The 16,046-nt window shown below is 34.1% G+C and carries 11 protein-coding genes; 1 reads left to right on the forward strand and 10 read right to left on the reverse strand.

Annotation, left to right across the window (positions count from 1 at the left end; genetic code table 11):
• Positions 1 to 29: 29 nt before the first annotated feature.
• The 8 genes from AC1RRQ_RS14005 to truA form a co-directional block, all read right to left on the reverse strand.
• Positions 30 to 614, reverse strand: coding sequence for an NUMOD4 domain-containing protein (locus AC1RRQ_RS14005; protein WP_493023655.1), 585 nt, complete (start codon positions 612 to 614; stop codon positions 30 to 32).
• A gap of 224 nt (positions 615 to 838) precedes the next feature.
• Positions 839 to 1,603 carry a LytR/AlgR family response regulator transcription factor gene (locus AC1RRQ_RS14010; protein ID WP_493023656.1) on the reverse strand — a complete coding sequence of 255 codons (765 nt, stop codon included), beginning with the start codon at positions 1,601 to 1,603 and terminating at the stop codon, positions 839 to 841.
• A 357-nt stretch (positions 1,604 to 1,960) separates the two neighbouring features.
• Complete coding sequence (locus AC1RRQ_RS14015) at positions 1,961 to 3,280, reverse strand: RagB/SusD family nutrient uptake outer membrane protein (RefSeq protein ID WP_493023657.1); 1,320 nt, start codon at positions 3,278 to 3,280, stop codon at positions 1,961 to 1,963.
• 11 nt (positions 3,281 to 3,291) lie between these two features.
• The gene (locus AC1RRQ_RS14020; protein ID WP_493023658.1) at positions 3,292 to 6,630 is read right to left on the reverse strand and encodes a SusC/RagA family TonB-linked outer membrane protein; all 3,339 of its coding nucleotides are present in this window, start codon (positions 6,628 to 6,630) and stop codon (positions 3,292 to 3,294) included.
• 15 nt (positions 6,631 to 6,645) lie between these two features.
• Complete coding sequence (locus AC1RRQ_RS14025; RefSeq protein ID WP_493023659.1) at positions 6,646 to 9,240, reverse strand: zinc-dependent metalloprotease; 2,595 nt, start codon at positions 9,238 to 9,240, stop codon at positions 6,646 to 6,648.
• A gap of 86 nt (positions 9,241 to 9,326) precedes the next feature.
• A complete protein-coding gene (locus AC1RRQ_RS14030; protein ID WP_493023660.1) occupies positions 9,327 to 10,937 on the reverse strand; it encodes a sensor histidine kinase in 1,611 nt (536 codons plus the stop codon).
• A 14-nt stretch (positions 10,938 to 10,951) separates the two neighbouring features.
• Complete coding sequence (locus AC1RRQ_RS14035) at positions 10,952 to 12,706, reverse strand: ABC transporter ATP-binding protein (RefSeq protein WP_493023661.1); 1,755 nt, start codon at positions 12,704 to 12,706, stop codon at positions 10,952 to 10,954.
• 88 nt (positions 12,707 to 12,794) lie between these two features.
• The gene (gene truA / locus AC1RRQ_RS14040; RefSeq protein WP_493023662.1) at positions 12,795 to 13,529 is read right to left on the reverse strand and encodes a tRNA pseudouridine(38-40) synthase TruA; all 735 of its coding nucleotides are present in this window, start codon (positions 13,527 to 13,529) and stop codon (positions 12,795 to 12,797) included.
• 241 nt (positions 13,530 to 13,770) lie between these two features.
• On the opposite strand from truA, the gene AC1RRQ_RS14045 reads away from it, so the two are divergent.
• Positions 13,771 to 14,265: a metallophosphoesterase family protein gene (locus AC1RRQ_RS14045; protein WP_071638850.1), complete on the forward strand. Its 495-nt coding sequence runs from the start codon at positions 13,771 to 13,773 to the stop codon at positions 14,263 to 14,265.
• Between the two features lie 3 nt (positions 14,266 to 14,268).
• On the opposite strand, the gene AC1RRQ_RS14050 is transcribed toward AC1RRQ_RS14045, so the two are convergent.
• Positions 14,269 to 15,189, reverse strand: coding sequence for a sensor histidine kinase (locus tag AC1RRQ_RS14050; protein ID WP_493023663.1), 921 nt, complete (start codon positions 15,187 to 15,189; stop codon positions 14,269 to 14,271).
• A gap of 35 nt (positions 15,190 to 15,224) precedes the next feature.
• Positions 15,225 to 15,887 carry a response regulator gene (locus tag AC1RRQ_RS14055; RefSeq protein WP_493023664.1) on the reverse strand — a complete coding sequence of 221 codons (663 nt, stop codon included), beginning with the start codon at positions 15,885 to 15,887 and terminating at the stop codon, positions 15,225 to 15,227.
• Positions 15,888 to 16,046: the final 159 nt, after the last annotated feature.

A 16,046-nucleotide genomic window follows, 5' to 3' on the forward strand; every position in this document is an offset into this window, starting at 1 on the left:
ATTCACCATTTACAATTAATAATTAAATATTAAACTTTTACGTGTCCCCAGTTTTCTCCGCTTGCAATTCTGCGTATCTGCATTTCGCTTACGCCGAATTGTTTGGCGATCATTTTGAGACGTGTTTTTTGTTCCGGTCTTGCTAATATCTTTTTGATTAACATGACTTTTGTAGTAGTTAATTTTCGTCCATCGGCTTTTAGGTTGTGTTCAATCAGGTTCTTTTTGGCCTGAATTACACGCGGACTTTTACGGCTGTGCGCCATCATTTCTTGTTTTGTTGCCCAGCGTAAATTGCTTATATCATCATTGCTTCGATTGTAGTCAAGATGTAAAACATAGGTTTGTTCTTCGGATTCTTTTGGAATAAAATATTGGGCAACTAATTTGTAGAGAAATAAATATTTATTGATGATTTTTTCGTCTTTTTTGACTTTAAATCTGAAAGTTGGATATCCATCGCTTAATCCGCCTTTTAAGATTCGGCCGTTTTCAATATCGTCGGTAAAACTGATTAATCTTCCTCTGTTTGAAATGGCATATTTAAGTTGTAATGAGGCGTTTATTTCTATTTCTTTGAATACTTCGTTAGGATAAAATCTATTATGTGGCATTTTTCTTTTTCATTTAAATTTGTCTCTCAAAGATAAAGAATTCCGAAATGAAGAATGCTATCGTGCTGGTTCTGAACTATCAATTTTATGATTCTTATAACGCTATTTTAACTTTTTAAAATGCTTTTAATAGTTTTTAGGCAGATTTTAAATCACAAATTGTGAATAATGCAGTTTTTGATTTTGGGCAAAAGTGAAAATTTTAAGAATAAATTAGGATCAATTTATTGATCGAGCCAGTTTTTGAAATTATTTATTTCTTTTTTACTGATCATAATGGGTTCATTTTCGACTGCGGGAACGGTAAGTATTAATTCAATTTTTTGATTTGAATGTTTTACGACTTCTTTTATAATGTTTCTGGTTACGATATATTTTCTATTTACTTTAAAAAAGATAAACGGATCGAGGCTGTTTATAATGTCTGTAAGTGTGTTGTTGTATAAATAACTGTTTCCAGATTTTACATAGATAAATAAATGCTTTCCAGAAGCGGCAAAATAAGTGATTTCAGACTCGTTTACTGAAATTAGTTTATATCCGTGGTTCACCAGAAAATGACGCTGTATTTTGCTTGTTTCGGGATTTTCGAGTGCAACTAAAGATTGCAAAGTAGCATCGGCATTGAAACTGTCTTTTATTTTTTTGAATTTGGATAAGGCTTCTAACAATTCCTGTTCTTCAAATGGTTTTAAAAGATAATCGATTGTAAAATGTTTGAAAACCGATATGGCATAAGAGTCATAAGCGGTAACGAATATAACAGGGCAGGAGATCGTGGCTTTTTCGAATATCTCAAGGCTTTTTCCATCGCCAAGATGAATGTCCATAAAAGCTAAGTCGACATTGTTCTGGCTAAAGAAAACGACGGCTTCTTTTACAGATTTTAAAACTGTAATTTCTGCTATCTGCAAAATGTCCTGCTGCTCTAAAATTGATTTTAGATAACTCGATGCTAGATACTCGTCTTCAACAATGGCAATTCTCATTTTCTTTTCAGATAAAGTTAAAAAGTTTCATTTTTAAGTAAGAAGCTCTTAAATGATTTTGCAAATATAATTGTCTCTGGATTTTATACAACAAGTTTTTATAGGAGTTTGCAGTTTTGTTATAATTAAAAATGATTTGTTGAATTGTGAGGAGACAAAATTAAACACATAGAAACATAGTTTTATTATTTCTTTCAAAAAGAATTAGAAAAAAAAACTAGTTTCTAACACATAGCTATGTGTATTTAAACAAATGAAATGCCTTTTCTAGCGTAACGGAACTATGTTTCTATGTGTTGAAATAAAACAAAAAAGGCCCAGTTTTGCAACTGGACCTTTTTCAGGATTTAATAGGTATTATAGATTGGGATTGTTTAATCTCGCTTCTGCCGGGTAAATAATGGTATATCGCGGATCGTTTTGTATCAAAGTAAAGTTTTCCCCATTGAAAGTGTGAGCAATTTGTTTTTGAGTTGTTCTTCTCAAATCAAACCAACGCTGTCCTTCAACAGCAAACTCACGTTGTCTTTCTGATAAAATGAAATTTGTTAAAGCTGCAGCATCCATTGCTGTGATATCGCTTTCAAGTTGTGTATAACCTGCAGCAGTATATCTGTTTTTGATAAAGCTTAAAACAGTTGCTTTTGCATCGCTAATATTATTCAATTTTAATGAAGTTTCTGCTTTTGTTAAATACAATTCAGAAGTTCTTAAAGAAGATTTTTGCTCATCATTACCACCTTTTAATATTCTTGTACGGCTTCCGCTTGCTATAAAGTAAAGAGGGTAACGTAAATCTGTCGTTTTGTTATAGGCGCCAGTTAAATCTGCTGAAGCATAAGAAATATTCTGAAGACCAACAGTATATCCATCTTCAAGTGCTAAAATAGATTCTTTTGAATCGTATTTTGTTGCCAAAACAGGAGTCGCTTTTAGATCAATTAGTGTACTGTTAATTGCAAGTGCTTTATTAGCAGCATCTAAAGATTTTTGCCATTGCTGCTGGTACAAATATACACGGCTTTCGAAAGTATATAATGCAACTTTAGAAAAACGATAATTAATACCTTTAGTTTGAACATTTTTGTTGATTAATTGTCCCGCTTTTTCTGTATCAGAAATAACTTGATTGTAAATTACTTCAACACTTTGCGGTACATAAACCTGCTCTAAGTCAATTTCTAGAGCTAATGGAACTCCTTTATCTGAAGCAGCAGTTGCAGCGTTATAAGGTTTTCCAAAAAGGTTAATTAGATCAAAGTAAGCCATTGCTCTTAAAGCATAAGCTTCTCCAACTAATTGATTCTTTTCTGGAGAATCAGAAAGCTTCTTAGAGGCATCATTGATAATTACATTCGTGTAAAAAATCACACTGTACAAATCACGATAGTGAAAAGATACTGTAGCACGATCCGGATTTGCATCTTTCCAAGTATAAATGTCTTTATAGAGATTGATTTCGCCTCCAAATTCATCCAGAATTAATTCGTCTGTACGAACTGCAGTTAACGATTTATGCTCAGGATAAGCATCGTATCCTCTTGTTAAAACTGCACGGTATTGATCTAATGTCTGCGGAATTACACGTCCAACCGGTGTAACGTCCAGATAGTCATCGCAGCTTGTTACAGCAATTGCAGCAACAAAAAGTAATATGTATTTTGAGAATTTTTTCATCTTTAATTTTATTAGAAAGTTACATTACATCCTAAAGTGAATGATTTAGGAACTGGTTGTGCATAAATGTTTCCAAAAGTTTCCGGATCAAAGTAACCTTTATAATCTGAACTGATTACGAATAAGTTTCTTGCTTCAACATTTAATCTAATACTTTGAATGTTGATATGATCTGTAAATGCTTTAGGGAATGTATAACCTAAACGCATACTGCTTAATCTCATGTAGCTCATTTCGCTTGCCCATGTATCTAAATAGTTCATTGTAGGGATTGCGTTTCTAGTAGCAAAATATTGGTATGCCATCCAAGAATCTCCTGTACCAGATGTCTGGCTTGTAATTCCAGGTAAGTTAGATGAAGTGTTCGTTGGAGACCACGCATCTAAGATATCTCTGCTATAATTTTGTCCTCTGTCAACTTGTGTTCCGTTGTAAGGAGGAGTTCTTGTAACTGTTTGTTTGATGTTAAAAGAAGCTGCAATTGTAAGGTCAAAATTACTTACTTTAAATGTATTGGTTAAACCTCCTGTAAACTTAGGGTCTCTGTCTCCTAAATAAACAAATAAGTCTCTAAATTCAGCAGGCGTTAATTTTGTATCAGCAAATTCACCTGGTAAGAAATCTGCCCAAGCATCATATAAACCAAAGAAAGTTTGAGCGTTTACTGTTTCTCCTTTTTTGTTTACAAATAAAGGGTAACCGTTTTCGTCGATTCCGTTTGTTTTAAATCCAAATACAGAATTTACTGGTCTTCCTTCTCTGCTTGGTAAGAAATCAGTATCACGTACTTCGATACGATCTACGTTACTTTTGTTGTGAGAGAAGTTAATGCTTGTGTTCCATTTAAAGTTAGGACGGTCGATGTTTTTTGTAGACAAAGTAATCTCGTAACCTTTGTTTGTTACTTGTGCCCAGTTCATGTTTGTAAACTCAAAACCATTTTCTAACGGAAGTGATCTTAAACCAATTAAGTCTGTACTTTTTCTTCCGTATAAATCTGTAACAATGCTGATACGGTTATTAAATAATCCTAAGTCAGCACCAATGTTTGTATTGGTTGTTTTTTCCCAACGTAATTTATCGTTTGGAGGGCTGGTAACAGAAATAACAGGTTCTGTTTGTCCTGGAAGGATAATAGCGTTACCATTTGCACCTACTACATAAGGAGAGGTGTTTTTGTCGATATTACCTTGTAAACCGTAAGAAGCACGAAGTCTTAAGTTAGAGATTACTCTGCTGTCTTTTAAGAAATCTTCTTCAGATACTGCCCATGAAGCAGATGTTGACCAAAGTGGTAAGTATTTGTATTTTGGATCTACACCAAATAAATCTGAACCGTCGTATCTAACACTTCCAAATACACTATACTTTCTGTTGTATGTATAAGAAGCTGTTGCAAAGAATGAAGCAAACGCATTTTGATTTTTTGCTTTGATGTATGTAATATAATCTGATTCTTTAGCAAAACTAGTATTAGGGAATACAATTTGCTGCGTTGTTAAATTATTTGCATCAAAACCAAATCCTTTCGTTGAAATAGTTGTAGAGTAATTTTTTCTTAATTCATTACCAACCATTGCTTCAATTTCGTGTTTTTCTCCTAATGTTTTAGAGTAATTCACCATTGTTTTTAAGTTGTACTGAAAAAAGTCTGTGTTTGAATTTTGAATTACACCGCCAACTGGAAGGAAGTATTGTTGTTTTCCACCACTAAAATAACTTGTTTTTTCTCTTAAGTTTCTAGTATAATAAGTGTCTTTACCAGCGTATTTTTCACTAGCTGTGTTGTCTAACTGTAAACCTAATTGAGAGGTTACTCTTAAGTCTTTATTAAATCTGTATTCTGCATCTAATAAAGCTTTTATAGCTCTTGTTTTTAATTCGTAAGAAGTGTTTTCTCTTTCTTCTAAGAAATTAAATGGTACTTTACGCTCTGAATATCCAGTAATATCCTGATCATATTTATAGCTTCCATCTTCATTGTATGGAGTTAAATATGGGTTTACGTTTCTAGAGTATGTAGATGGACTTGTAAATGCGTAAGAATCTGTCAAGTAAGATGTAGTTTTGTTTTCAGAACCAAAAATACCAACACCTACTTTAAATTTATCTGTAATTTCGTAGTTGTTTTTTAAAGTTACGTTGTAACGTTTGAAACCAGTACCAATAGTTGTACCTTTTTCATCGTAGTATCCTAAAGAGAAATAGTAGTCAGATTTTTCTCCTCCGCCAGATAAACTTAAACCGTGCTGCGTGTTGATTGCAGTTTGGTATAATAAGTTACCCCAGTTGGTGTTGTTGTTTCTTAAAGAATTGATTGATTGTTGTGTTTCAGGACGTAAAGAAGAAAATCCTCCTGCTCTGAATGCGTTTAATTCATTAGATCCGTTTAAGATACGAGCAATGTCTCCGCCAGAATCTCTGTATGTTAAATCGGCACGACTTGCCATGTTAAGTTCTAAATCAACTTTTTCGCTTGAGTTCATCAAGTTTAATTTAGAAAACTCTGGTCTTTGAGTAATAAAGGTATTTGTGTTAAAGCTTACCACCATTTTACCAGCTCTACCTTTTTTAGTTGTAACTACGATTACACCATTTGCAGCACGCGCACCATAAATAGCAGTTGCAGCAGCATCTTTTAAAATCGTAATGTCTTTAATATCATCTGGGTTTAAACCTGCAATAGAGTAATTGTTTAATACGTCGATGTTATCTTTATCAAAAGTTTTTGGAATATCGTTTCCTTCTAATGGTAATCCATCAAGTACCCATAAAGGATCTTGTGCACCGTTAAGAGAAGCTGTACCCCTAATTCTGATTTTTGCTGGTGCTCCAGGTGCTCCAGATGGAGTACTTACGGCAACTCCCGCAATTTGTCCTACCAATAATTGGTCAATGCTCGAAACCCCAGTCTGCTGGATTGCAGCCATATCAATTTTGGTAACGGCAGCAGTAAGTTTTCTTTTCTCAATTTTTTGGTAACCTGTTACTACAACCTCCTGAAGTTTTGCCGTTTCAGATTTTAAGTTAATTGTATAGTTTTTTTGAGCAGATAAATCAAGAGTATACGATTTGTAACCCATGAAAGTAACTCTCAATGAAGTGATATTTTTTCCAATTTTCAAAGTAAATTTACCATCAAAATCTGTAGTAGTTCCAATTCCTTCACTTTGAATAATTCCTGCCAAAGCAGTTTTGTTTGAGATGGAATTATTTTCAACGAAGATAGACGCACCAGGAATTGGCGACTGGTCTGCTTCATCTAGAATGATCCCCGTAATAGTTCGGTTTTCCTGCGCGTATCCTGCGATGGCCAGGAAGAGCAGTAGGGCATGTAGAATTTTTTTCATGTTTTGGTTTGTGTATTAAAAGGTTGTATTATTCAGGGCTTTTTCGATTCGTTGTATTAAATCGAAGTAATGGTTTTGGGTCGATTGATCTCCAGTGTTTCTCTTCAATTTTAATAATTGAAGTACTTTGTTCAGTTCTCCTTTTTTATCAGAGGTTATTTCTGTAACTCTTTTTAATGCTGATTGATTGATATTTCTTATCATATTACTATCATCTAAATAACTGCATAAATGAGGCATTTGTAATGTTTCTTGTACCTCGATAGTTTTTTTAGCATCTGTTTTTTCAAACAATTTATTTGTAGAAACAATCAAAACATCAACATAATTTTTCTGCGTCATTCTTTCAAGAATAGTCAAAGATTTATTTTGAATGGTTCCTGCAAATACGTTCTGATGTAGTTTTTTGAACAAATCATTTACGGTAAAAACGACCTCTTTGGTTTTGTTTCTTTGATATAATTCATTTTCTGTCATTCTAAGCAAACGATCATCACTTAATAAATTATACATAACATCGTATTGCAATTCTCTTGAAAGTGTATACGGAGTATATTCGAAAGGTCCAACAGGCGAGTCTTTTAATGGATTTGTTTTTTCTAAAATGTCATTAAAAAATAACCATTGTGGAATCGTAATTACATTTTTAACTAAATAATCAGCCGCCTTTTTCTGCATTGCTGCAGGTACCGGAATATAACTTTGTTTGCTGTCTCCGTGAACTGTTACATTTAGATATACGCCTCCAATGTTGTTTATAACATGGTGGTTGTACATATTCCATTGTCCGATAGTTCCAATATAAAGCTTGCCAGTTTCATAATAAGACTGATCTTTATCATAAGTCCAGTCCAGGATATTGTCGACTACACGTTTTAGGTTTTTTAAACCATACTCACTTGCTTTAACAGCATCATTTCCTAAATCTTCAGATTGTGAGCGAGGATCAATTACAGTTCCTTGTTGTTCTCCGTAAAAATAAATGGGGTCATTTTGATGTTTAGTAATTAAGGCGTTCAGTTTTACAGTTTCGTTTTCATTAGGCGAATACCATCTATAACCCCATTCAATAGCATATTTATCATATTCTCCAATTTTTGGAGTAATTACAGTTACGTTGTCTTCTGGCTGTGCTACATAATTGTAACGAGCATAATCCATGATCGATGGTGCAGTGCCTCCCATTTTTGTTGTGAATTCTTTAGATCTTAAAGACTCAACATCATAAGCAAAAGAAGATCCCATGTTGTGTTTTAAACCAAAAGTATGTCCAACTTCATGCGACGATACAAAACGAATTGCTTCGCCCATGTGTTCATCACTAAAAACATTTCCTCTTGCTTTTGGATCAATTGGTCCGGTTTGAATACGCATCCAGCTTTGAAGCGAAGTCATAACATTGTGCCACCAGATAATATCGGCTTCGATAATTTCACCGCTTCTTGGGTCAACCACAGATGGCCCCATTGCATTTGATTTTTGAGATGCTGCATACGTAATTACAGAATAACGTACATCATCAATATCAAAATCTAAATCTTTTTCAGTAGGCTCTTTTGCAATAATTGCATTTTTAAATCCTGCTTTTTCAAAAGCAACCTGCCAATCGTGAACTCCGTCGATAATATACTTTCTCCATTGTTTTGGAGTCGAAGGATCGATGTAATAAACGATTGGTTTTTTAGGCTCTACTAATTCACCTTTCAAATATCGTTCTTCATCTTCTTTCTTAGGTTCTAAACGCCAGCGAGTGATCAATTCTTTTTCAAGCATTGCCTGCTGTGCATCGGCAAAATACCAATGCTTTTCAGTGAAGTACCCAATACGGTTATCAGAAAAACGAGGTTTCATTGGAGTTTTATCCAATAAAATAATATTACTTGTCACACCAAGCGTAATCGGTAATGATGCTACGCCATCGCTGAATGTAGTTGTAAGCTGTGATTTTACAACAATGTTTTTTGGGAAAGATTTTAATCCTTCTATATATGATAAGTCAGATTTTACAGAGCTGCTAAGACCAATGTTGCTTAAAACATCATTGAAGCTTTTTTGCTTTCCGTCAAAAATCTTGTTTACTTTAATTACAACAGCGCTAGAATCGTTGTTTTTAGTTTCAATATCAAAAACTTCAATTATAGATTCAGCGAAATTATCAATTACAGATGCTGTGATGGCATCTTCTTTAGGAGAAGAAACTTTAGGTACGTATGATTTTACCCAGACTTTCTTTGCAATCGTATCTTTATAAAAGGTAATGATTTTATTTTCGTAATTCATTCCTTTGTTTAATCCGGCGTCGTTAATATGAAAAGGAACTTGAGATAATTTGTTTACAACCAGAAATTCTCTTTTAAATAAACTATCCTGAATTTCGAAATACACATCGGTTTTAACCTGAATGATATTGAATAGTCCTTTTTTAAGTGTTCCTTTTTTTATAAGGTCACTATATTTTTTTCCTTTTTTAGAGTCAGTAGAATCTTTTACAACTTCAGTCTCTGTTTCTTTTTTCTTTTTCTTTTGCGAAAGAACCGTAACAGGAATGAATAATAATAAAATTAATAAGCAGAATAATTTTACATTATGCAGGAATGCCTTTTCCCTCATCTTGATGTTAAGTTTAAGTTAATTTTTCATCGAAACTATTCGAATTTAGTTCAGAAAAAAAACAAAAAGGAGTGAATGGCTTTTTTTTAGGAGTGAATGGCTATTAATGGCAGGATACATACGAAATTCCCGTCTTTTTCTGAGATTTTTAAATTGGTTCTGGAGTAGAAATTATAGATGCTCGACAGGTATTTAAGCCCAAAATTTGTACTGGGTTCACTGTGAGCCTTTTTTTGAAGGTTATTGCTTATAATTACCTGATCTTTCTGAATCAGGATTTCTGTCGTTAACGGATTTTCCTGTGTAGCCATATTATGCTTAATAGCATTTTCGACCGCAATCTGAAAAGCCAGATACGGAATAAACTTTTCTAGAGCTTCCTGATCTTCGATTTTTATCGAAAAGAATAATTCTTCCTTAAAACGGGTTTGCTGTAAAAAGATGTATTTTTCAATAAAGAGCAATTCGTCTTTTAGCGGCACAATATTTTTTTGAGGCGGATCGATCAAGTAACGATAAATACGAGATAAATTCAAGGTAAATTTTTGCGCCGTTTTTACATCGCTGCCCACTAACATATAAAGTGAGTTAAGCGAATTAAATAAAAAGTGCGGATTAATCTGCTCCTTTAATTGCTGCAACTGAATAAGCGCTTTTTCTTTTACAATTTTTTCGTTTTCTACCAGAAGTCTGTTTTTTTCTCTAATGGCTATTCCTTTCTCTCTATACGCGCGTCTGTTGGCATAAGAGAATAAATAGAAAATCAGCAAAAGCATCACCGTTGTTATCGAATAGATCCAGGTTGAATATTTTTTAGTCAATAAAACATTCTCATCCTCGATCATTTTCGGGAAACTAATGGAGATATACCAAGGCAGATTTTTAACATCTAATCTTGTCGTAAAACTGATAACATCCAGTTTTAAGAATTCAGACATTGTAATTTTTTTGGTGTAATCTAATTTTAAAAAGTCAGATGCGGCAGTCTTGGTGATATCCCTCTTATAAGTGAAAATAGTATCCGATGGCTCAATAGCCGAAAACTTGTAAATATTTTTTCCTATAAAAGTAGAGTCAGGATGATAAACGCATGTTCCGGCATTGTTAAATACAAAAGCATAATTCGAAGCGGCTCTGTCAACAGTCGAAAAATAATCGTGTAGTTTTTTTAAGTTGATGTCGTAACCACAGCGAACTGTTGTGTTATTTTTGGAGATGATTTTAAAGTAAATTCTCCAAACCCATTCGTTTCCTTGTTTAAGTACGGTGTTACTGCGCGAAGCGTTTTTGTTTTTAGAGATAAAAGCAGCAACATCTTTTTTTATTTCATCAGAAACAGAATCGTTCCCGAATTCTATTTTTTCATCATTAACTTGAAACCAGTTATCCACTATCATTAAATTGATGGACTGAACAGACGACAATACTTTTATATTAGCCGATAAATTAGATTTACTGCTGATTTTTAAAACATGTTTGATTCTGTTTTCCTGTTCCAGAAATCTCGAAAATTCCCGCGACATAATTTCATGCTTCTTAATGAAGTTCAATCGCGCTTCACTCTCATTCGCTTTTTGTGTAACATCAGTAATCAAATTACTTAACATGTAAACAGAAGAAACGGTGATAAGAATAGAAACGATAACGTAAATTACGAAAGCGCGTCGGGATGTTATTTTTTTTAATCTAAATCTCAAAAGTATTTTATAAATTAATTCGCAACCGAGAATTGAGAATCGTATAAGTTTTTATAATACCCATCCGTTTTCGTTAACAATTCCTGATGCGTTCCTTGTTCCACAATTAGTCCTTTGTCCATCACCACAATTTTATCTGCATTTACAATTGTTGCCAAGCGATGCGCAATAATAATAGAAGTTCTTCCTTTTGTAATCGTTTCAGTTGCGCGCTGAATCAATTCTTCAGAATAAGTATCGATTGACGAAGTCGCTTCATCCAAAATCAAAATACTCGGATTGCTTACATACGAACGTAAAAAAGCAATCAATTGTCTTTGTCCGGACGACAGCATTACGCCGCGTTCCTTAACATCAAAATCATAATTATCCGGAAGACTCATAATAAAGTCGTGAACTCCAATTTTTTTCGCTGCATCCAAAACTTTTTCGCGGGTGATTTCAGGATTATGAAGCGTAATATTGTTGTAAATAGTATCGGCAAACAAAAACACATCCTGTAGTACTACAGCAATTTGTTTTCGAAGCGAAGCCAAAGTGTAATTTTCTATATTTTGACCGTCAATATATATGGTGCCGCTGTTAATTTCATAAAAGCGATTTAATAAATTAATAATCGTCGATTTTCCTGCACCAGTCGACCCTACAATGGCAACAGTCTGCCCGGAAGCCACAGATAAATCGATGCCTTTTATAACTTCTTCCTCTGGAATATAACTAAAACGAACAGCTGCAAATTCGATGCTTCCGTCAAAAACCGGAGCTTCAAGCGTTCCTGTATCTTGTATATGATCCTGTGTGTCGATTACATCAAAAACACGATTAGCTGCAATCATTCCTAACTGCATCTCATTGAATTTATCTGCAATTTGTCTAAGCGGGTTAAAAAGCATTCCAATAAACATCGTATAAGAAAACAAATCTCCAAAAGTGGTAAAATGATCGCCATTCAAAATTTTGAAGCCGCCAAAAACAACCACCAATCCTAAAGTAATCGACGAAATAATATCGGCAATAGGAAAGAAGATCGAGTTGTACAGAATCGTTTTAATCCACGCTACTCTGTGTTTGTCGTTTATGACCCTAAAGTTTTCGGCCTCGATTTTTTCGCGGTTAAAAAGCTGTACGATTTTCATTCCCGTAACGCGTTCCTGAACAAAAGAATTCATATTGGCAATCTGCGTACGTACTTCCTCAAAAGCAACCTGCATTTTACGCTGAAAAATTCGGGTAATATAAACCAGAATAGGCATAGCAACCACCACAATCCAGGTTAGTTTCCAGTTCATGTAAAACATAAAAATCAAAACCACCAGCATTTTCATCAAGTCGCTTATAATCATAAACAAACCCTGACTGAAAATACGTGCAATCGATTCAATATCCGAAACAGATCTTGTAACCAGCTGTCCAACCGGAACCAAATCAAAATATTTCATTCTAAAACTTAAAATATGCTTGAAAAGTTTCGTTCGAATATCTTTTACAATATCCTGCCCAAGCCAGTTGGCCCAGTACACAAAATAAAATTGAGAAAAGACCTCCATTAAAAGTACGCCGCCCATTAAAATGATATAAAGCAGCAATCCTTCCTTGTCGTGCGTCTTGATATAGCCGTCGACCGTTTGTTTTAATAAGTAAGGTCTAAGTGCCGCAAAAACCGACAGCGAAACAGCGAAAATAATCACGCCGTAATAACGCCACTTATAAGGTTTGGTGTATTTTAAAATTCTTTTAAATAAACCGGTATCAAATGCTTTTGCTTTCATTTTTTTTGATGCTTTAAGCTTTAGGCTTTAAGTAATAGGCTTTTAATAAAGTGCTGAAAGCTTACTGCTTAAAGCTTATAGCCTACAGCTATAAATAATTGTAATAAATTTTGGTTAAATATAAACCATGTGCCGGAACCGAAAATCCTGCTTTTTCTCTGCTTTTGCTGGCAATAATGTTTTCAAAATCATCCAGCGAAATTTTATGCAAACCTATATTAATTAAAGTTCCCACAATGGCCCGAACCATGTTTCGTAAAAACCTGTTTGCCGAAATTGTAAAAACCAGTTTATTGTTTTCATTTTTCCAATATGCCTCAAAAATCGTGCAGTCAAAAGTATTTACATCTGTATTCACTTTCGAGAAGCACTGAAAATCGGTGTGTTTTAATAAAATCTTCGATGCCTCGTTCATTAAATCAACATCCAGTTTTTGGTTTACATACCAGCTCAATTCCTCTAAAAAAGGATTTTTAACCGTATTGATATGATATTCATAAGTTCTTTTCGTAGCATCAAATCGGCAGTGCGCATCATCATGAACTTTTATAAGATTATAAACAGCAATGTCTTTTGGTAAATACGAATTGAGTTTGTGTACCAAAACCGGAACATCAATTGAATTTTCAAAATCAAAATGTCCATACATTTCTTCGGCATGAACACCAGTATCAGTTCTTCCGGCGCCCATTACATTTATAGTTGAATTCAGTAAAACCGAAAGCGCCTTATTTAACGTTTCCTGAACAGAAGATGCGTTGGGCTGAAACTGCCAGCCATGATAATGAGTTCCGTTGTAAGCAAAATGAATAAAATATCTCAAGGTAAAGATTCAAAGGTTTTGAGGGGCAAAGGTACAAAAAAAAGTTGCTGTTGTTTTTAAAGTGGCTAAGGTTCTGAGTTGCTAAGATTCTAAGGTTTCTTTGCAGGGAGTTTGTAAAACGTATTACCTAATAGGGTTTCTCTACAAAAAAAACCTTTGTACCTTTGCATCTATGAGGCTTTGAACCTCAAAAAGAAAAAAAACTTAGAATCTTAGCAACTCAGCACCTTAGCGCCTTAGAATGAAAAAAATCCTCCTTCTTTCCGATACTCACTCTCATATTGATGATACCATTTTAAAATATGTGGCTCAGGCCGATGAAGTCTGGCATGCCGGTGATATTGGAGATTTGCATGTAACCGATACGATAAAAAAACTAAAACCGCTGCGTTGTGTTTATGGGAATATCGACGATGCGCAGGCAAGATTAGAATTTCCGCTTCACAATCGGTTTTTATGTGAAAATGTTTCAGTTTGGATTACACATATTGGAGGTTATCCGGGAAAGTACAATCCGGCTATTAGAGAAGAAATGGCTTCGAATCCGCCTAAATTATTCATCTGCGGACATTCGCATATCTTAAAAGTGATGTTTGACAAAAAGAATAATCTATTGCACATGAATCCCGGTGCGGCAGGAAAAAGTGGTTTCCATCAAATGCGAACGATGCTTCGTTTTGTAATCGACGATGATAAAATAAAGGATTTAGAAATTATCGAAATAGGTAAAAAATAAAGGCTACGATATTGGAACTTTTATTTTAATAGAAGTGCCGCTGTTTTCATTTGCTCTGGAAATAATAGAGAATGAACCTTTGAGTTTTTTAATTCTAACCCGGATTCGGTTTAGACCAAAACCTTCAATTTCGTTAAGCTTTTCGGCATTAAATCCCTTTCCGTTATCGTGAATAATAACGATTAACTGATTTTGTTTTTCGTGCAGCGAAATTTGAGCTTTTGTGGCGTCACTGTGTTTTATAACGTTGTTGAGCAGTTCAGAAACAATAAAATAAAGCTTAGTTTCGAATTTTTCAGCATATCTTGTATCCGTTGAAATAGAGCTGGAAAACTGAAAATCAATACTTGAGTTAGAGTTTCTTTCGCATAAATCTTCCAAAGCATAAATCAGTCCAAAACGTACCAAAAGAGTAGGGACAAGCTCATGCGATATATCGCGTAAAAGGTCGTGTGCTTCTTGCAAAATAGACTTTGCTTTTTGGATTTCTTCTGATTGTATATTATGCTTGGTTGTAAAAACATTTAAATGCAGTCCGGCCGAAGAAAGCAGTGAATTGATATTGTCGTGTAAAAACGAAGCGATCTTTTTTTGTTCTGTTTCCTGACTGTCAATGCCGGCGTTTATTACGTTGAGAAGTATTTTTTGTTTGGTGTCTTTTCGCTTGATTTTTTGTTTGAGTTTGTTGTTTTGATAAACAAAATAAAAAAGAAAAAACAATATGATAATCAGAACAATAGATAAACTGACAACTTTTTTGTTTCGTAATTGTTCCAGTTTAAGCTGTTCTGAGCCTGTTGCTTTTTTAGGGTTTTCGACAGAGGTTGTTTTTGTTTTTTCAGAAGGAATATTTTGCTGGCCGAAAGCCATATTTTCAGTAGAAATAAGAAAAAAAACGAATATAAAAATTCTAATAAAATGCATAAAATGGCTCTGTTTTTAAAGTTTTCGGGGCAGAACTAAGGGTTGATCAAGTTGTTTTTTAAGGCGTATTTTACTAGTCCAATGGTGTTTTTGATGTTCAGCTTTTTCATAATATTTTTACGATGCGTTTCTACCGTATTAATGCTGATAAAAAGCTGTTCGCTTATTTCTTTTCCGCTGTATTCCAGACAGATTAAAGTAACGATTTCAATTTCTCTGGGACTTAAAATGGGATTTTCGGCATAAATATTTTTACTTAGTTTCGGGTTGTTTTGCGAAAACATGCTGAATATTTTTTCTCTTACCGCATCGCTGTAATATTCCTGATCCTGATAAACGGCATCAATGGCTTCGATGATATTTTCTCCGGCGCATTTTTTCGTTAAATAGCCCTTAGCGCCTAATTTCATTACTTCTTTAATAATTTTAAGGTCGTCGTAGCTGGATAAAATAATGACTTTGCAGGGAAATCCTTTTTGACTGAATTCTTTTAAAACCTCAATTCCGTCTTTTTCAGGCATGCTGATATCCAAGACCAGAATATCGGCTTGATCCTGAACTACATCATCGTATATGGCGAGGCCGTTTAATGAACTGCCTACAACTTCAAAGTTTGAAACTGTTTGTAATAAATTGGTGAGTCCATCAATAAGAACCTGATGATCATCGGCAAGATGTATTCTAATTTTGTTTGTCATAAGGCTTTTTGAGCAAAACACAAATTTATGAATAAATTATCTTACAAAATCGTTTTTCGAGAATGATTTCGGGATATTGTTGGTTTAAGGTAAAAATAAGGCACAAAAAAACCCGAATATACATTCGGGTTCTCTTCGCACAAAAAAATTAAGTTTATA

It is taken from the genome of Flavobacterium sp. GW821-FHT12A05 (assembly GCF_058807735.1).